Raw genomic sequence first — 21,069 nt, 5'->3', positions numbered from 1 at the left:
ACCCCGTTCGGAATACCCGGTCACGCCACCGGTACACAGCCGGTGCTCACCCGATGCGCTGGTCCGATATGGACACTGTGGACGATGCAGGCGCCTTGGACACTGCGGACGTCGTGGACGTTGCCGTCGCCTGCAGCACCTGCCGGACGCGGCGGGCCACCACGACCGGATCCGGGGACAGCGGCCGTGGCCACTGCGCGACCACCACCGGCGCTTCCGCCCCGGCCGGTTCGAGCGCGAGGCACCAGCCGGCGTCGCTGCTCCACTGCACCATCAGCAGTCGCCCCGGGTGACACCGCGAGGTCGCGGCGAGTGCGATGTAGGCCGTGGACGGACTGCTGTGCTCACTCCAGCACGCGCCCGGTTCGACTCCCAGCAACCCGGCCACGGCCTGCACGTACTTCCGCAGGGCCGCCGCCCGGTCGTGCCCGGGTTCCGGCTTCACCGGCGCACCTCCTTCGCCACCCCTGCAGCGGTACCCGTTTTCCTCGCCGTCACACCTGACGATTGCCCGTCGCCCTGCCCGGGTACGCGGGGACGATGACACTCGCAGACACCATCGACACCGCGCTGGATCGCACCGTCGTGCTCGGCTACGGAAACGTCGGCTTGCGGGTGCGGCGGCAGCTGCCCGGCTGGCCCGCCGATCCGCCGCCGATGCCAGGGAAGGTCGTGCTCGTGACCGGCGCCGGGTCGGGCATCGGACAGGCCGCCGCGGTCGGGTTCGCCCGGCTGGGCGCCTCGCTGCGCGTGCTCGGACGCTCCGACGAGCGGGCCGCGGAAGCCGCCGACGCCGTCCGGAAGCGGGTGCCCGACGCCGACGTCCGGCCGGTGACCTGCGACCTCAGCGGCGTCGCGGACATCCGGGCGTTCCTGAGCCGCTTCACCGCCGCCGAGGAACGCCTGGACGTGCTGGTCAACAACGCGGGCGTGATGCCGGACGAACGTGAGCACTCCGCCGACGGCGTCGAGCTGACCTTCGCCACGCACGTACTGGCGCCGTGGATCCTCATCGACGGATTGGGCCCGCTGCTGGCCCGGTCGGCGCCGTCGCGGGTGATCAACGTGACCTCCGGCGGGCAGTACGACCAGAAGATCCCCGGCGACGACCTCGAATCCGAGAACACCTCCTACGGTCCGAAGAAGATCTACGCCCGGACGAAACGGGAACAGCTCGTGCTGACCGAACAGTGGGCGGTCCGCCTCGCCGACCAGCACGTCCACGTGCACGCGATGCATCCGGGATGGGCCGACACCCAGGGCGTCCGCGGCTGGATGCCGCTGTTCCGGAAGCTGACGCTGCCGATCATCCGCGACCCGGAGGAGGGCGCCGACACCGTGGTGTGGCTCGGCGGTTCGCCGGAGGCGATCGAGAGCACCGGCCGGCTGTGGCACGACCGCCGGCCGCGGCCGGTGACCTACTGGCTCGGTGCGGGCGCGGACGACGGCCTCGCCCGGGCCCGGCTCTGGGACCACGTGTCCGCGCTGGCGAGCACGCGCGGCTGACCGGGTGGACATCCACGAGCAGGTGCGCACGGTCGTGGTGACCGGCTCACCGGACACCGCCGACGTGCCCGGCTTCGCCGACCGGCTGGCCGAACTGGCCGGCGACAGCGCGGGGGACGTGGTCATCGACGTGTCCCGCTGCGGCGCGTTCTGCTCAGCCGGGGTACAGGCTGTGCTCGCGTTCGCCCGCGTCGCGAAGCCGGCCGGACGGCGTGTCCGCCTCGTGACCGGTGAGGACCTGATCACCCGCGTGGTGTGGGCCTCGCACGCCGGCGAACTGCTCGAACTGCACGAAACGCTGCGTTCGGCCTACCACGCGGTGGCCACCGGATCTCCCGTCGCCGAACACGGTTGACCGCCGCGAACCCGGGTAAGCGGACGATTCAGCGGACCCGGGAGCGAGGAGCGAGGAGATGACCCCAGCGCAGGCTGTCACGGACGACCTGGTGACCGCGACCCGCGGTGGCGACTTCGGCGAGGTCGCGCACCTGCTCAGCGAACTGGCCGCCGGCGCCGGGAGCAGACGGGCCTCGGTGCTGCGCGATCTGGTGCACCGCTGCGCAGCCACCGTGTGCGACCGGTTCGGCCCGCAACCGGAAGAGGTCGTGTTCACCGCGGTGGCCGTCGACGAGACGGCGCTGCCGGCCGACGTCGACGAACTCGAACCGGGCGTGCGAGCCGCGCTGCGCGCAGTGCTGGCGGAGCTGAACGGGGACCTGCCGGGACTGAACTGCCAGCTGGAACTGGCCGCACGCGGCAGCGGGCTCGCCGCGATCGTGCACTGCCTGCTGTGGACCGTGGAACTCGCCGGGTGAACCTCGCGCGGGTTTGCGCGGCCGGGCACGGGCTACTCGGTGGACTGCGCCTCGGAACCTCCGGGGCGTGCTGACTCCCCAGGAGGCCCGGCCATGACCACCACCGCGGTCCGGCGTACGCCGCGCCAGCTGGTCGCCGCCGTCGTCGGAGTGGTGTTCCTGCTCGTCGGCGTGCTCGGCTTCGTCCCCGGCGTCACCACGGACTACGACCTGCTCGCCGGCGCGGGCCACCATTCCGGTGCCCTGCTGTTCGGCCTGTTCGGCGTCTCGGTCCTGCACAACCTCGTGCACCTCGCGTTCGGCGTCGCCGGGCTCGCGCTGGCGCGCACTCCGGCCGGAGCTCGGAACTTCCTGCTCGTCGGTGGCGTGATCTACCTGCTGCTGTGGCTGTACGGGCTGATCATCGACCAGGACAGCGCCGCCAACTTCGTCCCGGTCAACAGCGCCGACAACTGGCTGCACCTGGGCCTGGCCGTCGGCATGATCCTGCTCGGCGTGCTCCCGATGGGCGCCCGTCATCCGGAGGCACGATGACCACCACCGCCGAACAGTCACTGTGGCTCGACACCGCCCGTGGCACGCCGCGAGAGCCGTTGAGCGGCCGGGAACGCGCCGGTGTCGTGGTCATCGGCGGCGGGATCGCGGGACTGACCACCGCGCTGCTGCTCGCCCGCCGCGGCGAGGACGTGGCCGTGGTCGAAGCCGGCCGGGTGGCCGAGGGAGCCAGCGGCAACAACACCGCCAAGGTCACCGCACTCCAGTCCACTGTGTACTCGACGCTGGAGCGCGAGCACGGGACCTCGACCGCCGCCGGTTACGCGGCTGCCGCGCGAGCCGGCGTCGAACTGCTGGCGACCCTCGCCGAGCCGATCGACTGCGGGCTGCGCCGGGCATCCGCCGCGACCTTCGCGCTCACCACCTCGGAACGGGAAACGGTGCGTGCCGAGTACCAGGCGGCGCAGCGCGCCGGTCTGCCGGTCGAGTGGAGTGCGACGCTGGACCTGCCGGTACCCGTGCACGGCGCGGTCCGGCTGCCCGGGCAGATCGAGCTGCATCCGGTCGACTACGTCCGCGGCCTCGCCGACGCCGTCGTGGCCGAGGGCGGCCGGGTCTACGAGAACAGCCGGGTCCGGCACGTCGGTGCCACCTCGCCGTACCGAGTCCGCACCGACCACGGCGTGCTCTCGGCCGGCACCGTGGTCGTCGCGACCCACTATCCTCTCCTCGACCGCGGATTGTTCTTCCCACGCCTGGAAGTGCAGCGCTCCTACTGCATCGCCGCCGCGCTGCGGTCCGGCTCGCCGCCGGGGGAACTCGCGATCAGCGCGGGAAGTCCGGTGTGGTCGTTCGCCGCCCACGGGGGCAAGCTGATCCTGGGCGGGCAGGGGCATCCGGCCGGTGATCGGATCGGGTTCGAGCGCTACACGGAGCTGAGCGAGTTCGCCGCGCGGCACTTCGACATCGGCGAAGTCACGCACCGGTGGTCGGCACAGGACCCGAAGAGTTACGACAGCGTCCCGGTGGCCGGACCGTACTTCCCGGGCGCGCAGCGGATGTGGGTCGCGACCGGATTCGGCAAATGGGGCCTGGCGATGGGCACCGTGGCGGCGACGGTGATCGCCGACGGAATCACCGGCTCACTCAACCCGCACCGCGAACTCTTCTCACCGCAGCGGTTCTCGCCTCGGTCGGCGCCCAGCCTGCTCCGGCAGAACGCGAAGGTCGCCAAGGACCTCGTCGGCGACCGGCTCGCCCCGGCCGAGGCGAAGACCACCGACGACATCGCGGTCGACCAGGCACGGGTACTGCCGGACGGCCGAGGCCGCAAGGGGGTGTACCGGGACCGTGAAGGTGGCCTGCACGCGGTGTCGATGCGCTGCACTCACCTCGGCTGCTTCGTGCGGTTCAACGCCGCCGAACGCAGCTGGGACTGCCCCTGCCACGGATCCCGGTTCGACGTGGACGGCGCCGTGCTGGAAGGGCCCGCGACCGAACCGCTGCCCCGGCGGCAACCGTGATTTTCAGCCCTCGGAGCGCGGGAAGTCGCCGCGCCGGCGGCGCACCGCGACCGTCAGCGAGATGACCGCGACGATGGCCAGCAGGATGCCGACGATCAAGGAATCGGTGCGCAGCGCGTCGCGGTGGCCCTCTTTCGGGTAACCGAAGGCGAACGGGGAGACGATCAGCCAGGCGGCGATCAGGACGTTCACCACGCCCAGCAGGCGTGCGCGGTCGGGCTGGACGAGCCGGATCAGCGCCACGGCCGCGACGACCACGCCGCAGACGAGGGTGTTCCAGAACCCGGTGTCGCCGGCCAGGGTGAAGGCGTAGGTGAACACGAACGCGGCGACGATCAGCCAGGCTCCGGCCAGCAGTTCCGCACCGAGGGTCAGCCGGCTCTCGCGTAGTTTCCGGTCACCGGGATCGAGCCCGGCGGCCACGGCCCTCTTCATCCGGGTTTCCTCCTTCGACGGGTGGGGTTCGCGTGATACCCGCAGGCGGGGCCGGGAAACCTCGTTTCCGCACCGGCCGGCCGGGTAAACCGACCGGATGAGCCGTGCCAGGCAGCTCGCGACCGCGGCGGGACACCGCATGCTCGGCGCCCGCTGGGCGGTGGTGCAGACCGCGGTCGCGGTGAGCGCTTCGTGGTACGTCACGCACGATCTGCTCGGGCATCCGCAGCCGTTCTTCGCCCCGATCGCGGCCGCTGTCTCGTTGTCGGCCAGCGACGTGCTGCGCGGACAGCGGGCAGTGCAGTTGATGACCGGCGTGGCGCTGGGCATCGGCATCGGCACCCTCGTGGAGGCGGTCGCGGGGACCGGCGCGCTGGCGTTCGCCGTCGCGGCACTGGTCGCGATGTACGTGGCGCTCGCGGTGGGCGGAGGGATGTTCGGGCAGGGACTGATGTTCGTCAACCAGACGACCGCGTCCGCTGTGTTGATCCTGGCACTGCACAAACCCGGGTCCGGGACCGAACGGCTCGTCGACGCACTGATCGGCGGCGGCGTCACCGTGGTGATCGGGGTACTGCTGCTGCCCGCCGATCCACGACGGCTGCTGCGTGAAGCGGTGCGGCGGCTGTTCACCGGGCTGCGCGACGCGCTGGCCGACCTCGCCGAACAGCTCACCACCGACCGTCCGCTCCGCAGCGAGGATTGGGAACTCGAGGTGGGACACCGGATTCACGGCGATCTGGCGTCGCTGACCCAAGCCCGCACGACCGCCCGGCAGGTGGTCGTGTTCGCGCCGCGGAGATGGCCGCTGCGCGAGCGCGTGCGCCGTTCGGCCGGCCACAGCGAGCAGCTGACCTTGCAGGCGAACGCGGTACTGAGCTTGGTGCGCATCACCGGTGCCGCGCTCGACCGTCACGACCGTTTGCCGCCGGCGCTGCACGACGCCGTCACCGCACTGGCCGACGCGTGCGCCGCACTGGCGAACAGCGACGACGGGCGGGCCGCCGGCGCGGCGGCCGAACACGCTCTGCAGGTACTGGAACCGGTTGGCGAGCCCACCCCGGGTTACCCGGGCGCAGCGGTGTACGCCGCCCGCGCCTGCGCACGAGATCTGCTGATCGCAGTCGGATATTCGGAATCAAGGAGGACCTCATGAGCAAGGAATTCCACCGCGGTGACCGCGTCCGCTGGGACGCCGGAAACCAGAGTTCCACCGGTATCGTGGAAAAGAAGATCACCAGTGACACCGAAGCGGGTGGCCGGCACGTCAAGGCCTCCGCCGACGCTCCCCAGTACCTCGTCCGCAGCGACAAGTCCGGCGCCACCGCCGTGCACCATCCGGACAAGATTCATCCGCTCTGAGCGGAAAAGCGCCCCGCCGGGCCGCATCACCTGGACCCGGCGGGACTTTGAGACGCGCTTCTGCATGCCGAAGAACATCTCCACCCGAAGCATTCCCGGCACCATCCGGGACGAAACCTCAGCCGACTTCCAGAACGGTTTTCCCGCGGCCGTGCCCGGAATCGAGCTGTTCGTGAGACTCGCGGACCCGGTCGAGCGGCAGGACTCCGGTCACCACGGGCCGGGCCTGCCCCCGTTCGAACACCGGGGTCATCTCGTCCAGCCGGGCACGTTCGCGGGTCAGCATGATCCCGTGCAGGACCTGGTTGCGCTGGTACAGATCGGGAAGTTCACCGGACGGCGGCAGGACGGTCGCGATCCGCCCGAAGTCCCGCGCGGCCCGGCAGCTGGTCGCCAGGTTCTCGCCGCCCACGAGGTCGAGGACGGCGTCCGCGCCGTGTCCACCGGTCTCGTCGCGGGTCACCTGCGCCGGGTCGTCGCGGTGGTAGTCGATCGCCACCGCACCCAGCTCGCTGAGCAGGTCCTGGTTCTTCGGGCCCGCGGTGGCGAGCACCCTGCCCCCCGCCGCGACGGCGAACTGCACCGCGAACGTCCCGACCCCGCCGGAACCTCCTTGCACCAGAACGGTTTCCCCGGGCCGGACCGCCAGCCGCCGCACGATCGCCTCCCAGGCGGTACCGCCGGCGAGCGGGATCGCGGCCGCCTCGCGATGGCCGAGGGAACGCGGTTTCGGTGCCGCGATCGACGCGGAAACCACGCAGTACTCGGCATAACCCGCCTGCCGGGCGGTGAGCTCCGGCGTGCAATAGACCTCGTCTCCCACGGCCGGATCCGCCACGCCGGGGCCGACCGCGTCGACCACCCCCGACACGTCGCCGCCGAGGATCGCCGGGAGCGGGAGATCCGGCATCGCGACGCCCTGGCGGATCTTGGCCTCGACCGGGTTGGTGGCCGCGGCGACCACCCGGATCCGCACCTGGCCCGGGCCAGGCTCGGGCACCTCCACCTCGGTGGGGGTGAGCACTTCCGGACCGCCGAATTCGCGGATCACCACTGCTCGCATAGTCATCTGCCCCGGCTACCCGGCCGCACCCGGCGAAAACCGCGGGGCGGGTTTCCGCCCGCACCCCCCGGGTAACCGCCGGAGACTGGCCCCGACTCCCCTGCTTGGAGGCAAGCATGTCCCCCGCAACGGCCGCCGAGCTCGCAGCTGCGTCGCGGCACCGGCTCACCGCGGACTTCGTGCACGACCACACCTGGTCACGCCTCTTCCGGAGCGGGCTCCGGCTGACCGCGGAGGGCCTGCGGGTCCGGTTCGGCCCCTGGCTGGTCACCACGCCACTGACGAACCTCGCCGGCGCCGAGGTGACCGGCCCGCTGCGCGCGGTCCGCGCACTCGGCGTGCGGCTGTCCCTGAGCGACCGCGGCCTCACCTTCGGCACCAGCACGGAAAACGCGGTGTGTCTGCGATTTCGGGAGCCGGTACCGGGAATCGAACCCTGGGGACTGCTGAAACACCCCAACCTGACCGTGACGTGCGCCCGCCCGGAACTGGTCGCCCTCGCGGTGCAGCGAATCACCGAAGGCTGACGTTCCCAGCTCGGTACGCCGAGGCGCGCACGAATACCGACTTCGCCGAAGCGCGGTGGGTCGCGGCGACATCGCCGGAGCTTCAGGGGCCGAACCCGGGACACCGCCGCGACATCGCAGTGCCATCCCGGGCCGTCACGGGTCATCCCCGGGCCGTCCCGCGTACCTGTCTCCCGGGCCGCCTGAGGCCGTCCCGACTCTTCCCGCGTGCCTGCCCCACGGAATCACTTGCCACAACGAACCGCCGGCCAGCCCCACCGAGTCACGTGCCGCAACGGACCGCCCGCCAGCCGGCCCCACGAGATCACTTGCCGCGACGGACCGCCAGCCAGCTGAGTACGACGGCCACCGCGTCTTCCACCAGCGCGCCGGGGAGGTCCTTCCCGCAGCGTTTCCGCGCCACTGCCCGGAACCGGATCCCGGCCATCGCACTGCCGATCGCGGCCGCGGCGCCGACCAGGGCCGGCAGGTCCGGATCCTCGCCGTAACGGGCCGCGACGGCACCACCGGACGTGGCGGCCAGCCCGGCTCGCGGCAGCAAGCCCGGCGGCTCGGTGCGGTCGGGTGTCGTGGGTTGCTTGTCCAGCACCGTTTCTCCGGCCGCGACCACCACACTGCCCGTCTTGGCCCACGGCCCGGCGATCCTCGACGAAACACCGGCATCGTCGCGGCGGGCGCTCAACGACAGCGCGCTCATTCCGATGCTGCTCCGCAGTCCGGTCGCGGCGCCGAGTGCGCCCGCCCGAATCAGCGTGCGACAGCGCGCTGCGGGTGGGGGACGCTCCTCGTCCTTCGAAAGCGAGGCGATGGTCCGGTGGGTGACCACGCCGTACGCGAGATGCGGCACGATGTCGGCCAGCCAGTCGTCGGTGCTCCATTCGGCCGGGCGCGAAACCTTCGTCAGCGCGACAGGCCCATCGGTGGCGACCATCGCGGCCAGCCCCAGCACCGGTCCGCCCAGCCCGGCCGGCAGCCGCAGGCCCACCGCGCGCAGACCGCCCGCGAGACCGCCGATTCCCACGCCGTTGCCTATGCCGGCCAGCGGTCCGAGTGCCGCGACCCGGTTCTTCCTGACCTTTCCCCTGCCGGGGATGGCGTCCTTCGCCACGCGTTCCACCAGCTGCTCCGGCACCGTGCTGGCCGGCCGTGCGCGGACCACCGAGTCGAGACCGCTCGCGGCGTTCAATGCTGTCGTTCCGGCCGCTCCGGCGGTCACACCGCGGGCCACGCCGCGCATCAGGTTCACCATGGACGGTGACTACCCGCTGAGGGCCCCGGCACACCGCTCACGCCGGTGGTTTCAGCGGATCGTGGCCCAGCGACATCAGGCGCCGCCGCCAGTGCGCTTCGCCCGCGACCGGCTCCAGATCGTCGCGGCGAGTTTCGCGGACCCGTTCCACTACGCGGCGCATCAGCGCTTCGTCGTGCTCGTCCACATCCGACTTGCGCTTGCCCAGTACCGCAAGCACCTGGTGCCCGGTCGGGCTTCCCGCCTGATCCGGCAGCGGCTCCTCGTCGGTCCCGGCCTCCCGGGTACGCAGCCAGTCGGCCAGTTCCCGCGAGGTCATGTTCACCACGCGGTGAAAATCCGCCCAGAGTTCCTCGTCCACGTCCCAGCTCCTTCCTTCTACCCCCGCCCTGCTCGCCGACTACCCGTCCGGTCCGGCGGCTACCCGCGTAACCGGTGGCTGCGGGGGTAGCCGGTCGGCCTCACCGACGTCAGGAGATCCCATGCTGGACGACCAAGACCTGCGTGCCCTGCGACGGCTGGAGGACGGGCTGCCGCCCGCACCGGCTCGGCACCTGCTCGCTGCCCGGGCCGAACGCATTCCCTGGCGCGCCGTCATCCTGCTGGCCGACCTCACCGCCGTGCTCACCTTCGTGACCGGCGTGGTGGCCGCCGACGGCGCGCTCGGATTCTTCGGCTTTCTCGCGCTGTGCGCGCTCGTGCTCGTGCATTCCCGGTGCATGAAGGGATTCCCCCACCGCGCCCGAGGACACACCACCTGACTGCGCGCACGCCGAAGGCCGGTCTCCGTGCGGGAGACCGGCCGACGACGTGTCAGATCAGCGGGTCAGAGCAGACCACCCAGCAGGCCGCCGCCACCGTTGCCGGTGTCGGAGTCCGTGCCCGAGTCCGATCCGCCGGTGCTCGAGCCGGTGTGACTGGAGGTCGCACCGTCCGGGCCCGCCCAGTTGCTGCCCTGCTCGTAGCTGGCGCCACCGTTGCCGTCGGCGGCGGCGTGGGTGTAGTCGTTCCCCGCGCCGTCCGGGCCCGCGGACGAGTTGTTCTGGTCGTAGTTGGCGCCGTTGCCGCCGTCGTCGCGTGCCCCCGAGGTGCCCGTGCTGGCGTGCGTCGAGCTGGTGGTCACGCCGTCCGGACCGGCCGACACGGTCGAGCTGTCGTAGCTGTCGGCCGAGGCGATGCCCGCGGCACCGAGCGTCAGCGGCAGTGCCAGTGCGCCGGCGGCGACGATACGACGAACGTTGCGGTGCATGGAATTCTCCTTCCGATCGGGCGAAGGACGTCTCCGCCACGTGGGCTCACGGTTGCCCGCGATCGGACGCACTACGCATACCACCCGACGTGATCTGGATCACTCTGACGTCCTGCCCGGAGTCCGTGGAGTGATCACAGCAGGTCACGCGGGACGGTGCGGTGCCAGTTTCGCGAGACGATCCGCCGCCCGTCCTCGTACCCGTCGAGCGTCGCGTCGATCACGAACTCGGCCGGGGTGCAGCTGACCCGCGTCCGGGTCTCGCTGCGGGTGCTCCAGTCCCCCCGCCGGAACATCACCGTCCACGCGGTTTCCGCGGTGGCGGAGCAGAAGTCGTCGGCCACCCAGGCGTAGCGCTCGCGTACGTCCCGGCTGATGTCCAGGTCGATGTCGTCGTAGTGGATGGTGCCGGAGTTCTTCACCACGTCCAGTGCCGAGTGGTAGCCGATCAGGTCCCGCGACACCGTCCAGCGCTGTTCGGGCGCGCTGACCTGCCTCGTGCTCAGCGGCGGGGTGCCCTCCGGTTCGGCGAACCCGTGATCCTGCTCCTCGACGGCGGGCCGCACCGGCAGGGTCAGCCCGCTGCGTCCGGTGTGGACGGTCAACGTGACCGGCTCGGGCGGCGGCCAGGCCAGCGGCCAGTACGAGCTGGACAGCGAGAGCCGGATCCGGTGCCCGGCCGGAAAGGCCTGCGCCACCCCGTTCAGCTCGAGTTCGACCGAGTACTCCTCGCCGGGGACCAGCGGCTGTGGTTCGCGGTGCCCCTCGCGGTGGGTCAGGTTGAGCAGGCCGTAGGTCACACGGGTCGCGCGGCCATCGGGAGCCACGTCGGAGAGCCGGGCGGCGACCATCGCGATCGGCCGATCCGCGGACACCGCGAGTCGTAGCGTCGGCGCGCCGAGGATTTCACAGCGCTCGGTGAGCACGTCGGTGTCGAAGACGAGCGATCCGCCATCCTCCTCACGCTGGTCGTAGGGCAGGTCCGGAGGGGCGCTGTAGGAGGCCCATTTCCCGGCGAACTGCCCGACCGACAACGGGGACGACACGGTCAGCCGTTCGTCGGGCACCTCCTCGCCGGGGTCGGCCAGCCGGTACCGCGCGAGCGGGTGCACGAGTGGTTCGACGCGGGGCGAAGGCCAGTCCGGTTCGCCGATCCACCGGCCGGGCCGGTCCTCGTAGGACGTCGAGGGCGGCACGCTCTCCTGCATCCACGTCCGCAGCACCGGCCCGTCCATCGCGCCGTTGTCCGCGTCCTTCAGCCAGTGGTCCCACCACCGCACGACTTCCTGCAGGTAGCCGATGGCCGGTCCGGGCTCGCCCAGATGCGGGTACTTGTGCGACCACGGGCCGATCAGCCCGCGCCGCGGCACGTCCAGGTTCGCGAGCAGCCGGGTGACGGCGTTGGAGTAGCCGTCCGCCCAGCCGCTGGAGGCGAGCACCGGACACTGCACCGAGCTGTAGTCCTCGGACACCGAGGCGTGGCGCCAGTAGCTGTCGCGGCGCTGGTGCCACAGCCACTGTTCGGCCCACAGGCTGCAGTTCTCCAGCCGCTCCAGCCACATCTCCCGCCACCGCGGCCCGACCAGCGCCGGGTCGGGCGGCAGCGTCGCCTCGCCGAACATCGTGCCGGACTCGGCGATGTTGTCCGAGAGCAGGCACCCGCCCATGTAGTGCATGTCATCGGCGAACCGGTCGTCGGTGAACGACGAGATCACGATCGCACCGAGGCTCGGCGGTCGCCGCGCGGCGACCTGCAGCGCGGCGAACCCGCCCCAGGAAATGCCCATCATCCCGGTGCGTCCGGTGCACCACGGCTGCCGCGCGAGCCACTCGAGGACTTCTTCGGCGTCCTGTTGCTCGCGTTCCAGGTACTCGTCGGCGAGCACTCCTTCCGATTCGCCGGTGCCGCGGATGTCCACCCGTACGCAGGCATAACCGTGCCCGGCGAGATAGGGATGGTGGATCGAGTCGCGCACGGAGGTCAGGTCGCGTTTGCGGTACGGGATGTACTCGAGGATTCCGGGCACCGGCAGTGATTCCGAGCCGGCCGGGCGCCAGATGCGCGCGGCGAGACGGACCCCGTCGGAAAGCGGGATCCGCACGTCCTCATCCTCGATGATCTCATACGGCAGGGAAGCCAGCGCACGCGTGATCATGGCAAACCGGATACCCGATCCGGCCGCCCGTCATGCTCAGCCTTCCGCGAGCTTCTTCGCGCTGTCGTAGAGCAGATGCGCCACGTCGGCTCCGGCGAGCGCGGTCAGCACGGTGAGTGCCATCCGGGTCACCCGGGGTGCGGTGACCAGACCCGCCGCGAGGACGGTGCCGACCCACACGTCGAGGCAGAACGGGCAGGACACCAGCTCGCCCACCGCGTGCCGGGGGCCGGGATCCGGCACCGACTCGTTCAGCTCGTCCTCCCCGGCCGAGCCTTCGAAGCGGGTGAACGGCGCGCGCAGCGGACTCGTCACCGCGTCTTTCGCCAGCGTGCGGGAGCCCTTGAAAGTGGCCGCGGCCAGCAGCAGCGTGTCCCCCGCGCTCCAGCGCCGGGGCAGCGAGGCCCCCGAAGCACGGCCGATCAGGGTGAGCACGCCGACCAGCCCGGTGTAGGTGCCCATGGCACCGAGGTAACCCACCAACGGGCGGTCCTGGTCACCCTCGTAGTGCTCGCGGACGCGGCGCAGTACCGGTTTCCTCACGACTCCCCCGATCCGGGCTCCATCATGCGTCCCTGCGCCTTCGCCTTCACCTTGTCCGGCAGCACCCGGCTGCCGACGGCTTGCAGCTTGTTCTTCACCGCACCGGGAACGACCTTGTCCTCGCCGGACATCAGTGCGGCATATCCGGCTTCGGCAATTGTCTCGGCGGTGTCCTTCGGGCCTTGGCCGATCTTGGTGTCGGTCATGTCCGCGCGCTCGAAGAACTCCGTGTCGACCGGGCCGGGCAGCACTGTCGTAACGGCGACGCCGCGCTCGGCGACCTCGCCGCGGACCGCTTCGGCGAACGAGGACAGGAACGCCTTCGAAGCCGAGTACACCGCCTGGTACGGACCCGGCGCGGTGGCCGCGGTCGACGAGGTGACCAGCACCCGGCCGCTGCCGCGGTCCACCATGCCCGGCAGCAGCCGTTTGGCGAGGTGGACCGGGGACCGGACGTTGAGGTCCACGACCTTCAGCTGGTCCTCCAGCGTGGTGGCACCGGCGAACTCGCCGTCGATGCCGACCCCCGCGTTCAACACCAGGACGTCGACCGGGCGGTCGCCGATCCGGCGCACCAGCTCCTCGACGCCCGCGGCCCCGGCGAGATCGACCCGGACCGCGGTGACCCGCGTCCCGCGACCGCGGACCCGGGCGGCGGCTCCTTCGAGCTCGTCGTCCTCCGCGGCGAGAACCAGGTCGAAACCCTTGCCGGCGAGCTTTCCGGCCAGCGCCAGTCCGATCCCGCTGGAGGCACCGGTGACGACGGCGAACGGATTGTCCATGCGATTGCTCCTCTCCTCCTTCCCGCGAGGTACCCGTGGTCGCGCCGGGTAACCGGAGTTTGCCCGTCCCGGGCGGGGGAAACCGGCTCCGGAGACGAGGAGGCACGCGATGATCGAGGTCAGCCGGACCATGCCGGTGCCGGCGGAAGCGGTGTACGAGGTCCTGTCGGACGGCTGGTCCTATGCCGGCTGGGTGGTGGGCAGCTGCCACATCCGTGACGTCGACGAGCGCTGGCCCGCGGCAGGCGCGCGTATCCACCACAGCGTCGGAATGTGGCCGTTGCAGCTCGAGGACACCACGACGGTGCGCGCGGTCGACCCCGGGAAGTCACTCGAACTGGAAGCGCAGGGCGGCGCGCTCGGCACCGCCGACATCGTGGTCACGCTCACCCCGTACGGAACGGAGGAAACCGTGGTGCGCATGGCCGAGGCAGCCCGCGGCGGGATCGGTGGCTTCATCCCGGAGAGCATGCAGGCCCTGCTGCTCAAACCGCGCAACGAGGAATCGCTCGCACGGCTTTCGGCGCTCGCGCTCGGCCGCGCTCGATGAGCGGGCGGTCTTGGCGGCGGCTCTGTCCGTGTAGAAACCCAGTCCGAGCAGGGATTCCGGCGGCGCTCAGCCGTACACCGCCCGGTTCGCCGCCCTGATCACCGCCGCGTAGCCGCTGCCCAGCAGGTGGTCTCGTGCCAGCGCCGCGCGTGCCGCGTTCGCGCCGGGCCCGCCGTGCACCGCACCACCCGGATGCGCTGTCGCACCGGCGAGGAACAGCCGGTCCACCGGCGTGTCCGAGCGGCCGAGCCCCGGGACCGGGCGGAAGAACAGCTCCTGATGAATGGCCGTGGTTCCGGCGTTGATGGCGCCGCCGACCAGATTCGCGTCGTGTCCGGCCAGCTCTTCCGGGCCCTGCACGTGTCGGGCGAGAATCAGGTCGCGAAACCCTGGCGCGTTGTGCTCGACGGCCGCCTCGACGCGTTCGGCCTGCCGCTGCACTGTCGCGCGATCACGCCCGCGGGGGACGTGGGTGTAGGCCCAGACCGCTTCGGTCCCCGCCGGCGACCGGGACGCGTCCGCGGTGGTCATCTGCCCCAGTAGCAGGAAGGGCTGCTCCGGCACCTCGTCACGCGCCAGCGCCGCGCCGAAGGCCGACAGCCCGGTCTCGTCACAGCCGAGGTGCACGGTGCCCGCGCCGTGTGCCTCCTGCGCGGTCCAGGGAATCGGCCCGGACAACGCCCAGTCGACCTTCACCGTCGCGCTGTCCCACTCGAAGACCTTCAGATCCGCCAGCAACCGCGAAGGCAGCCACTCCGGCGCGACGAGTTCGCCGTACAGTGCCGGGGCCGGCACATCGGCCAGTACCGCCTTGCGCGCCCGGATCGGCTCCCCGTCCGCGCACCGCACGCCGACTGCCTTGCCGGCGGCGACCAGCACCTCGGTCACTGGTACTCCACAGTGGACAGATCCACCCTTGGACTCCAGCCGGCGCACCAGCACGGCCACCAGCTCGCCGGCTCCTCCCTCGGGCACCGGGAACCCGACGTCCTGCGCGAGCATCCCGAGCAGCCAGCCGAAAACGGCACTGCCCGCGTTGTCGACGGACAGATCGCTGTGCGCGGCGTTCCCGGACAGCAACAGGCGCGCTCCCTCGCCGTCGAAGCGTTCGCGCGCGAAGCGGCGGGCGGGCAACGTGAGCATCCGGGCGAGCCGCACCGCCTCCGCGGTCCCGGTGCGCCGCAGGAGCCGCGTGCCGGCCCGCACCGGCGGGAACGGGGTGAACAACGCATCGAGGAATTCCTCGCGAAGTCCTTGCCACTGCTGGAAAAGACCGCGCCACGACTGCTCGTCGCCGGGCGCGAACCGGGCGACCGATTCGGCGGTGCGGTCGAGGTCCCGCGAGAGCACCGCGCAGCGGTCGTCCGGGAACACGTGCGCCAGCGCGTCGGGAGCATGCAGCCAGCGCAGGCCGTGCTCGGCCAGGTCGAGCCCATCGAGCACCGGAGAAGCGGCGCCGAGCGGGAAGAACGCGGCACACAGGTCGGAGCGGAACCCGGGTGCGGTGATCTCTTCGGTGCGCAGGGCACCGCCGGGGCCGGGTTGCTCCTCGAGCACGACGACGTCCCAGCCCTCGTCGGCCAGCAGGTTCGCGGCGACCAGCCCGTTGTGCCCGGCCCCGATGACGATCGCGTCGGCGGTGTGCACGGGATCAGGCCTGGGACTGGTGCGTCGGGCGGCCGCGGGTCAGCGCCCGGGCGCGACGGAGGAGACCGAGCCGGGAGGACGCCAGCGGGGCCGAGGATTCGCCCTCGCCGCGGCGCAGCCCCTCGATCAGGTCCTGAAGGGCTTCGGCCGTGCTGTACCGCGGCTGCCAGCCGAGCAGGCTCCGCGCCCGGGTGGTGTCCACGAGCGCGGCCTGGTCGGCCAGTTCGAGCCAGCCCGGATGCAGTGGCTGGAGCCCGGCCAACCATGCCACCTGGGCCACCGTCCGTGCGACGGGCTTGGTCATCGGCAGCCGTGTGCCGCCGAGGACGTGCGCCAGCTCGGAAGCGTGGAGCACGTCGTCGGCGGCGAGGTTGAACGGGCCCACCACCTGCCGGTCGAGGATCGACCGGATCGCTTCGGCGACGTCGTCGGCGTGCACCGCCTGCGCGCGCAGGCTGTCCCACAGCGGCATCGGTAGGAACCGGCCCCCGATCAGCCCAGGCGGCAGCAGTGGTTCGAGCAGCCACCGCGTGAACTCGCCCGCCGCGGGCCGCTGCAGCACCGCACACGGGCGGATCCGCGCCACGGCGACCCCGGGATGCGCCGACGAGAACAGGTCCAGCGCCGTCTCCAGAAGAGCTTTGCTCCGGCTGTAGGCGCTGGATTCGATGCCGCTGCACGGCCAGTCCTCGGTGACCTTCTCCCCCGGCGGCCCCGGCGCGTACGCGGCGACCGACGACGCGCACACCAGGCGTTCCACTCCGGCGCTGGTGACGGCCTGCAGGACGTTGCGGGTGCCGTCCTGGTTGGTGCGGGTCATCGGCGGATCACCCCACGCGGGCGAGATGGCCCACGCGAGGTGCACGACCGCGTCGGCACCGGCGAACGCCTGCGTCAGCTCCTGGTCGGCACCCGGCTCGCCGATGTCGAGCGAGCACCACTGCGCCCGCGAGTAGGGCTCGGCGTGGCGATCCGGCATCCGGCGCGCCACCGCAGTGATCTCGTGACCGGGGTCCAGGGCACGCAGCAGCGCCGTGCCGATGTTGCCGCTCGCCCCGGTGATCGCGATCCGCATGCTCGCGGCATACCCGTTGCGCGGGCGCGGAAACCCGTTTACCGGTCCCGGTACCGGGTATGCGAAACGAGACTTCCGACTTCGATTCGCCCGGGATGGTGCACCCACGATGACCGGTTTCTTCCCGCCCGGCCAGGGAAACGGCCCGCTCGACCAGTTTCTCGCGCAGTTCTTCGGCCAGTCCGGACCCGGCCGCCGCGCGTACTCGGTCGATGTGTCGCGGCTGCTCAACGACGCGGCACGCGGGCTCGTCGCCGAAGCGGCCGACCGGGCGGGTGCCTGGGGTGGGCGGCACGTGGACACCCAGCACCTGCTGTGGGCCGCGGCGAACCTGTCCACCACCGCGCAGGCGCTGACCCGCGCGGGCGTGGACCCGGCGAAGCTCGCCGGGCGGATCGAACACGACCACGCGGGACCCGGGGAGGTGACGGCCACCGCGCTGGCGCCCGGTGCGAAGCGGACGCTGATCGACGCCCACCAGCTAGCCCGCGGTCTCGGCTCGTCCTACATCGGGCCCGAGCACCTGCTGCTGGCGCTGGCCGCCAACGAGGAGTCCGAAGCGGGCCGCCTCCTGCGCGAAGAGGGCGTGACCGTGGACCGGCTCCAGCAGGCCTACACCACCGAGGGGCCGGCCACCACCGGTGGATCGGCGCTCGCCGACACGCCCACCCTCGACCAGTACGGCGAGGACCTCACCCGGCGTGCCCAGGACGGCCGGATCGATCCGGTGATCGGCCGGGACGAGGAGATCGAGCAGACCGTCGAGGTGCTTTCGCGGCGTACGAAGAACAATCCGGTGCTGATCGGCGAGGCCGGGGTCGGCAAGACCGCGATCGTCGAAGGGCTGGCGCAGCGGCTGGCCGACGACGACGTGCCGGACATCCTCAGCGGCCGCCACGTCGTGCAGCTGGACCTGACCGCGATGGTCGCCGGCACCCGCTACCGCGGCGACTTCGAGGAACGGATGTCCGCGCTGCTCAAGGAGATCCGCGACAACCGCGACCGGCTCATCGTGTTCATCGACGAACTGCACACGATCGTCGGCGCCGGTTCGACCGAAAGCGGCGGCGGACAGGGCGCGGGCAACATGCTGAAGCCGGCGCTCGCCCGCGGTGAGCTGCACGTGGTCGGCGCGACGACGCTCGACGAGTACCGCACCGGCATCGAACGCGACCCCGCGCTCGAACGCCGCTTCCAGCCGATCCTGGTGCCGGAGCCGACCGTCGAGGACGCGGTCTCGATCCTGCACGGCCTGCGCGACCGCTACGAGGCGCACCACCAGGTGCACTACACCGACGAGGCACTGCGGGCCGCGGTGGACCTGTCCGACCGCTACCTGACCGAGCGGTTCCTGCCGGACAAGGCCATCGACCTGATCGACCAGGCCGGCGCGCGGGTGCGGCTGCGTTCGAGGACCCGGACCGACGGTGCCCGCGAGCTGCAGGCCCGGCTGGAGCAGTTGCAGCGGGAGAAGGACCAGGCCGTGGCCGAGGAGGATTTCGAACGCGCGTCCTCGCTGCGCGACCAGACCGCGGAGCTGAAGCAGCAGCTCGAAAAGCCGGCCGAGCGGCCGGGCGGGCCAGTGGAGGTCACCGAGGCCGACATCGCCGAGGTCGTCTCGCGGCTCACCGGCGTGCCCGCGGCGCGGCTCACCGAGAGCGAACGCGAACGGCTGCTGGGGCTCGAGGACCACCTGCACGACCGTGTGGTCGGGCAGGACGAGGCTGTCCAGGCGGTGGCCGAGGCCGTCCGGCGCTCGCGTGCGGGGCTGGCCGAACCGGACCGGCCGTTCGGGAGCTTCCTGTTCCTCGGGCCCACCGGCGTCGGCAAGACCGAACTGGCGCGGGCGCTGGCCGAGGCGCTGTTCGGGGACCAGGACAGCATGGTGCGCATCGACATGAGCGAGTACTCCGAGCGGCACACCATCAGCAGGCTCATCGGCTCCCCGCCCGGCTACGTCGGGTACGAGGACGCCGGGCAGCTGACCGAAGCCGTGCGGCGGCGTCCGTACTCGGTCGTCCTGCTCGACGAGGTCGAGAAGGCGCACCCGGACCTGTTCAACGTCCTCCTGCAGGTACTCGACGACGGCCGCCTCACCGACGGCCGCGGCCGCACGGTGAACTTCGCCAACACGGTGCTGATCATGACCAGTAACCTCGGCTCGGATCTGGTCGGCAGCTCGACCCACGGCGCGCTCGGCTTCGTGCAGCCCTCCGACGGCGACGGCGACCAGCTGCGGGAACGGCTCATGCGCCGGCTGCGGGAGTCGTTCCGGCCCGAGTTCCTCAACCGCATCGACGAGATCGTGGTGTTCCGCCGGCTCGAGGCCGACCAGCTCGACCGCATCACCGAAATGCTGCTGGAACGCACGAAACGCCGGGCGGACGCGCAGGGACTGACCGTGGAGTTCACCCCGGAGGCCGTGCGGCGGATCAGCGAACTGGGGTACGAACCGCAGTTCGGCGCCCGTCCGCTGCGCCGGGCGATCCAGCGGTACGTGGACAATCCGCTGTCGAGCCGCCTGCTCGCCGGCGACGTCGCCCCGGGCACGGTGGTCCGGGTCGACGCGGGCGAGGACGGGTTGCGGTTCGACCCGTCGGTCACCGCCTGAGTGGCCGGGCTGCCGGTCCTGCTGGGTATCGCGGGACTTCTCGCCCTCGCCGCCGCGGTCCTGCCGAAACTGGTCGCCGACCGGCCGTTCTCCACACCGCTGGTGATGCTGATCGCCGGGGTGCTGCTCGGGTTGCTGCCGCTGCCCTACATCGGTGACTGGACCGATCCGGTGGCGCACGCCGGTACCGTCGAATCGTTCACCCAGCTCGGGATCCTGCTCGCGCTGGCCGGTGCGGGCCTGTCGGTCGACCGTCCGTTCGGCCTGCGCCGGTGGATGTCGACCTGGCGGCTGCTGCTCATCGCGATGCCGGTGTCGATCGCCGCGGTGGCGCTGCTCGGATCGTGGTGGCTCGGTCTCGCACCGGCCTTCGCACTGCTGCTGGGTGCCGCCCTCGCCCCGACCGACCCGGTGCTGGCCGGCGACGTCGGGGTCCCGGCGCCGGGCGCGGACCCGGATCTCGCGCGAGGCAACGAGATCCGCTTCACCCTCACCACCGAGGCCGGGCTCAACGACGGCCTGGCGATGCCGTTCGTCCTGGTGGCTCTCTCCCTGGCCGGGGAACACGAATCGATCACGCTGGACGTCCTGCTGCCGCTGCCGATCGGGATCGTCGTGGGCCTGGTCACCGGCCGGCTGCTCGCCTGGGCGATTTTCCGCATTCCGTCGTCGCGGTTGCGGCTGGCCGAGTACTCCGACGGACTGGTCCTGCTCGCACTCGCGTTCCTGCCGTTCGCGGTCTCAGAACTCTTGCACGGCAACGGTTTCCTTGCCGTCTTCACCGCCGCGGTGTGTGTGCGCACCAGCGAGCGGTCGCATGACTACCACGACGTCCTGCACACCTTCGGCCGCCAGCTGGAACGGCTCTTCGTGGCCATCATGCTGCTCGGCATCGGGCTGGCCCTCGGCGACGGCCTGCTGGGCGGCCTCACCATCGGCGAGACCGCCCTGGCAGTGGTCGCGGTCTTCGTCGTCCGCCCGATAGCCGGATTCGGCTCACTGTTCCGCTCCACCGCGGGACCACGGGCAGCCGCCGCCATCGCGTTCTTCGGCGTACGCGGGATCGGAACGCTGTACTACCTGGCCTACGGCCTGCACATGCTGAAGCAGCCGGACACCGCGCCACTGTGGCGAGTGGGCGCGCTGGCCGTGGCCCTTTCCGTGGCGGTGCACGGAATCCTGGCGGAACCGGTCATGCGGCGGGTCGAAGAACGCGGGGCGCACGTCCCCCGCCCATGACCGGACGCGGGTGAAGCTATTCGCGGGAGGCTTCCTTGTTGACCCCGCTCGGGCCGTCGTAGGTACGGTCGGGCAGGCCCCGCAGCACCTGGAGCGTGTCGGAGTTCGCGCCGTTGCGTTCGGCGGCGGCCACCAAATCGTCGCGCTTGGCCGGGTAGTCGACGCCGGCGAGGTCCTTCTGCAGCTGGATCGGATTGATGTCACTCATGCCATCCGTGCTACCCGTGGCCACCGCGGACAAA

Annotated in this window: 24 protein-coding genes; 12 read left to right on the top strand and 12 right to left on the bottom strand. The window is 71.5% G+C overall.

Features of this window, described 5'->3' with window-relative positions:
- Positions 1-46: 46 nt before the first annotated feature.
- A complete protein-coding gene (locus BJY18_RS32610; protein ID WP_184783703.1) occupies positions 47-445 on the bottom strand; it encodes a DUF6292 family protein in 399 nt (132 codons plus the stop codon).
- 95 nt (positions 446-540) lie between these two features.
- On the opposite strand from BJY18_RS32610, the gene BJY18_RS32605 reads away from it, so the two are divergent.
- The 5 genes from BJY18_RS32605 (at position 541) to BJY18_RS32585 (ending at position 4,339) form a co-directional block, all read left to right on the top strand.
- Positions 541-1,506: an SDR family NAD(P)-dependent oxidoreductase gene (locus tag BJY18_RS32605; RefSeq protein ID WP_184783702.1), complete on the top strand. Its 966-nt coding sequence runs from the start codon at positions 541-543 to the stop codon at positions 1,504-1,506.
- A gap of 4 nt (positions 1,507-1,510) precedes the next feature.
- Entirely contained in the window at positions 1,511-1,861 is a 351-nt protein-coding gene (locus BJY18_RS32600; RefSeq protein ID WP_184783701.1) for an STAS domain-containing protein, read from the top strand.
- A gap of 58 nt (positions 1,862-1,919) precedes the next feature.
- Positions 1,920-2,321 carry a hypothetical protein gene (locus BJY18_RS32595; protein ID WP_184783700.1) on the top strand — a complete coding sequence of 134 codons (402 nt, stop codon included), beginning with the start codon at positions 1,920-1,922 and terminating at the stop codon, positions 2,319-2,321.
- Between the two features lie 93 nt (positions 2,322-2,414).
- On the top strand, positions 2,415-2,855 hold the full coding sequence (locus BJY18_RS32590) for a DUF4383 domain-containing protein (RefSeq protein ID WP_184783699.1): 441 nt from the start codon (positions 2,415-2,417) through the stop codon (positions 2,853-2,855).
- A complete protein-coding gene (locus BJY18_RS32585; protein WP_184783698.1) occupies positions 2,852-4,339 on the top strand; it encodes an FAD-dependent oxidoreductase in 1,488 nt (495 codons plus the stop codon). The genes BJY18_RS32590 and BJY18_RS32585 overlap by 4 nt, the downstream gene beginning before the upstream one ends.
- 3 nt (positions 4,340-4,342) lie before the next feature.
- Here BJY18_RS32585 and BJY18_RS32580 read toward each other — a convergent pair whose 3' ends face one another.
- Entirely contained in the window at positions 4,343-4,774 is a 432-nt protein-coding gene (locus BJY18_RS32580; RefSeq protein ID WP_184783697.1) for an SPW repeat domain-containing protein, read from the bottom strand.
- Positions 4,775-4,871: 97 nt separating this feature from the next.
- On the opposite strand from BJY18_RS32580, the gene BJY18_RS32575 reads away from it, so the two are divergent.
- Positions 4,872-5,930, top strand: a complete 1,059-nt coding sequence (locus BJY18_RS32575; protein ID WP_246459038.1) for an FUSC family protein — start codon at positions 4,872-4,874, stop codon at positions 5,928-5,930.
- Entirely contained in the window at positions 5,927-6,136 is a 210-nt protein-coding gene (locus tag BJY18_RS32570) for a hypervirulence associated TUDOR domain-containing protein (RefSeq protein WP_184783696.1), read from the top strand. The genes BJY18_RS32575 and BJY18_RS32570 overlap by 4 nt, the downstream gene beginning before the upstream one ends.
- A gap of 118 nt (positions 6,137-6,254) precedes the next feature.
- Here BJY18_RS32570 and BJY18_RS32565 read toward each other — a convergent pair whose 3' ends face one another.
- A complete protein-coding gene (locus BJY18_RS32565; protein ID WP_246459035.1) occupies positions 6,255-7,205 on the bottom strand; it encodes a zinc-binding dehydrogenase in 951 nt (316 codons plus the stop codon).
- Positions 7,206-7,315: 110 nt separating this feature from the next.
- Here BJY18_RS32565 and BJY18_RS32560 point away from each other — a divergent pair, with 110 nt between their 5' ends.
- Positions 7,316-7,726: a hypothetical protein gene (locus BJY18_RS32560; RefSeq protein WP_246459034.1), complete on the top strand. Its 411-nt coding sequence runs from the start codon at positions 7,316-7,318 to the stop codon at positions 7,724-7,726.
- A 304-nt stretch (positions 7,727-8,030) separates the two neighbouring features.
- Here the strand turns inward: BJY18_RS32560 and BJY18_RS32555 are convergent, their stop codons facing one another.
- Positions 8,031-8,975: a hypothetical protein gene (locus tag BJY18_RS32555; protein ID WP_184783695.1), complete on the bottom strand. Its 945-nt coding sequence runs from the start codon at positions 8,973-8,975 to the stop codon at positions 8,031-8,033.
- A gap of 37 nt (positions 8,976-9,012) precedes the next feature.
- The gene (locus BJY18_RS32550; protein ID WP_184783694.1) at positions 9,013-9,336 is read right to left on the bottom strand and encodes a DUF3140 domain-containing protein; all 324 of its coding nucleotides are present in this window, start codon (positions 9,334-9,336) and stop codon (positions 9,013-9,015) included.
- Between the two features lie 121 nt (positions 9,337-9,457).
- Here BJY18_RS32550 and BJY18_RS32545 point away from each other — a divergent pair, with 121 nt between their 5' ends.
- Positions 9,458-9,736 (top strand): DUF3040 domain-containing protein, encoded by a 279-nt coding sequence (locus tag BJY18_RS32545; protein WP_184783693.1) that lies wholly within the window; start codon positions 9,458-9,460, stop codon positions 9,734-9,736.
- A gap of 65 nt (positions 9,737-9,801) precedes the next feature.
- Here BJY18_RS32545 and BJY18_RS32540 read toward each other — a convergent pair whose 3' ends face one another.
- From BJY18_RS32540 to BJY18_RS32525, 4 genes are all read right to left on the bottom strand, one after another.
- Positions 9,802-10,224 carry a hypothetical protein gene (locus BJY18_RS32540; protein ID WP_184783692.1) on the bottom strand — a complete coding sequence of 141 codons (423 nt, stop codon included), beginning with the start codon at positions 10,222-10,224 and terminating at the stop codon, positions 9,802-9,804.
- 134 nt (positions 10,225-10,358) lie between these two features.
- On the bottom strand, positions 10,359-12,380 hold the full coding sequence (locus BJY18_RS32535) for a CocE/NonD family hydrolase (protein ID WP_184783691.1): 2,022 nt from the start codon (positions 12,378-12,380) through the stop codon (positions 10,359-10,361).
- A 36-nt stretch (positions 12,381-12,416) separates the two neighbouring features.
- A complete protein-coding gene (locus BJY18_RS32530; protein WP_312874038.1) occupies positions 12,417-12,923 on the bottom strand; it encodes a DUF1360 domain-containing protein in 507 nt (168 codons plus the stop codon).
- On the bottom strand, positions 12,920-13,705 hold the full coding sequence (locus tag BJY18_RS32525; RefSeq protein ID WP_184783690.1) for an SDR family NAD(P)-dependent oxidoreductase: 786 nt from the start codon (positions 13,703-13,705) through the stop codon (positions 12,920-12,922). The genes BJY18_RS32530 and BJY18_RS32525 overlap by 4 nt, the downstream gene beginning before the upstream one ends.
- A 109-nt stretch (positions 13,706-13,814) precedes the next feature.
- On the opposite strand from BJY18_RS32525, the gene BJY18_RS32520 reads away from it, so the two are divergent.
- A complete protein-coding gene (locus tag BJY18_RS32520) occupies positions 13,815-14,255 on the top strand; it encodes an SRPBCC family protein (protein ID WP_184783689.1) in 441 nt (146 codons plus the stop codon).
- A 66-nt stretch (positions 14,256-14,321) separates the two neighbouring features.
- Here BJY18_RS32520 and BJY18_RS32515 read toward each other — a convergent pair whose 3' ends face one another.
- Positions 14,322-15,902, bottom strand: coding sequence for a phytoene desaturase family protein (locus BJY18_RS32515; protein WP_184783688.1), 1,581 nt, complete (start codon positions 15,900-15,902; stop codon positions 14,322-14,324).
- A 4-nt stretch (positions 15,903-15,906) separates the two neighbouring features.
- Positions 15,907-16,977 carry an NAD-dependent epimerase/dehydratase family protein gene (locus BJY18_RS32510; protein WP_184783687.1) on the bottom strand — a complete coding sequence of 357 codons (1,071 nt, stop codon included), beginning with the start codon at positions 16,975-16,977 and terminating at the stop codon, positions 15,907-15,909.
- 109 nt (positions 16,978-17,086) lie between these two features.
- Here BJY18_RS32510 and BJY18_RS32505 point away from each other — a divergent pair, with 109 nt between their 5' ends.
- Positions 17,087-19,588 (top strand): ATP-dependent Clp protease ATP-binding subunit, encoded by a 2,502-nt coding sequence (locus BJY18_RS32505; RefSeq protein WP_184783686.1) that lies wholly within the window; start codon positions 17,087-17,089, stop codon positions 19,586-19,588.
- Entirely contained in the window at positions 19,589-20,827 is a 1,239-nt protein-coding gene (locus BJY18_RS32500; protein ID WP_184783685.1) for a cation:proton antiporter domain-containing protein, read from the top strand.
- Between the two features lie 16 nt (positions 20,828-20,843).
- Here BJY18_RS32500 and BJY18_RS32495 read toward each other — a convergent pair whose 3' ends face one another.
- A complete protein-coding gene (locus tag BJY18_RS32495) occupies positions 20,844-21,035 on the bottom strand; it encodes a DUF2795 domain-containing protein (RefSeq protein ID WP_184783684.1) in 192 nt (63 codons plus the stop codon).
- Between the last annotated feature and the right edge of the window lie 34 nt (positions 21,036-21,069).

This window comes from Amycolatopsis jiangsuensis, from assembly GCF_014204865.1.
In the GTDB taxonomy this organism is placed as follows: Bacteria; Actinomycetota; Actinomycetes; order Mycobacteriales; family Pseudonocardiaceae; genus Amycolatopsis; species Amycolatopsis jiangsuensis.
This window is presented reverse-complemented; position numbering and strand designations above follow the sequence as displayed.

What these genes read in the sequence shown, in the direction of transcription:
- BJY18_RS32605 (WP_184783702.1), top strand. Translation starts at nt 541, where the DNA reads ATGACACTCGCAGACACCATCGACACCGCGCTGGATCGCACCGTCGTG.
- BJY18_RS32595 (WP_184783700.1), top strand. Translation starts at nt 1,920, where the DNA reads ATGACCCCAGCGCAGGCTGTCACGGACGACCTGGTGACCGCGACCCGC.
- BJY18_RS32590 (WP_184783699.1), top strand. Translation starts at nt 2,415, where the DNA reads ATGACCACCACCGCGGTCCGGCGTACGCCGCGCCAGCTGGTCGCCGCC.
- BJY18_RS32585 (WP_184783698.1), top strand. Translation starts at nt 2,852, where the DNA reads ATGACCACCACCGCCGAACAGTCACTGTGGCTCGACACCGCCCGTGGC.
- BJY18_RS32580 (WP_184783697.1), bottom strand. Translation starts at nt 4,774, where the DNA reads ATGAAGAGGGCCGTGGCCGCCGGGCTCGATCCCGGTGACCGGAAACTA.
- BJY18_RS32575 (WP_246459038.1), top strand. Translation starts at nt 4,872, where the DNA reads ATGAGCCGTGCCAGGCAGCTCGCGACCGCGGCGGGACACCGCATGCTC.
- BJY18_RS32570 (WP_184783696.1), top strand. Translation starts at nt 5,927, where the DNA reads ATGAGCAAGGAATTCCACCGCGGTGACCGCGTCCGCTGGGACGCCGGA.
- BJY18_RS32565 (WP_246459035.1), bottom strand. Translation starts at nt 7,205, where the DNA reads ATGACTATGCGAGCAGTGGTGATCCGCGAATTCGGCGGTCCGGAAGTG.
- BJY18_RS32560 (WP_246459034.1), top strand. Translation starts at nt 7,316, where the DNA reads ATGTCCCCCGCAACGGCCGCCGAGCTCGCAGCTGCGTCGCGGCACCGG.
- BJY18_RS32555 (WP_184783695.1), bottom strand. Translation starts at nt 8,975, where the DNA reads ATGGTGAACCTGATGCGCGGCGTGGCCCGCGGTGTGACCGCCGGAGCG.
- BJY18_RS32545 (WP_184783693.1), top strand. Translation starts at nt 9,458, where the DNA reads ATGCTGGACGACCAAGACCTGCGTGCCCTGCGACGGCTGGAGGACGGG.
- BJY18_RS32540 (WP_184783692.1), bottom strand. Translation starts at nt 10,224, where the DNA reads ATGCACCGCAACGTTCGTCGTATCGTCGCCGCCGGCGCACTGGCACTG.
- BJY18_RS32535 (WP_184783691.1), bottom strand. Translation starts at nt 12,380, where the DNA reads ATGATCACGCGTGCGCTGGCTTCCCTGCCGTATGAGATCATCGAGGAT.
- BJY18_RS32525 (WP_184783690.1), bottom strand. Translation starts at nt 13,705, where the DNA reads ATGGACAATCCGTTCGCCGTCGTCACCGGTGCCTCCAGCGGGATCGGA.
- BJY18_RS32520 (WP_184783689.1), top strand. Translation starts at nt 13,815, where the DNA reads ATGATCGAGGTCAGCCGGACCATGCCGGTGCCGGCGGAAGCGGTGTAC.
- BJY18_RS32510 (WP_184783687.1), bottom strand. Translation starts at nt 16,977, where the DNA reads ATGCGGATCGCGATCACCGGGGCGAGCGGCAACATCGGCACGGCGCTG.
- BJY18_RS32505 (WP_184783686.1), top strand. Translation starts at nt 17,087, where the DNA reads ATGACCGGTTTCTTCCCGCCCGGCCAGGGAAACGGCCCGCTCGACCAG.
- BJY18_RS32495 (WP_184783684.1), bottom strand. Translation starts at nt 21,035, where the DNA reads ATGAGTGACATCAATCCGATCCAGCTGCAGAAGGACCTCGCCGGCGTC.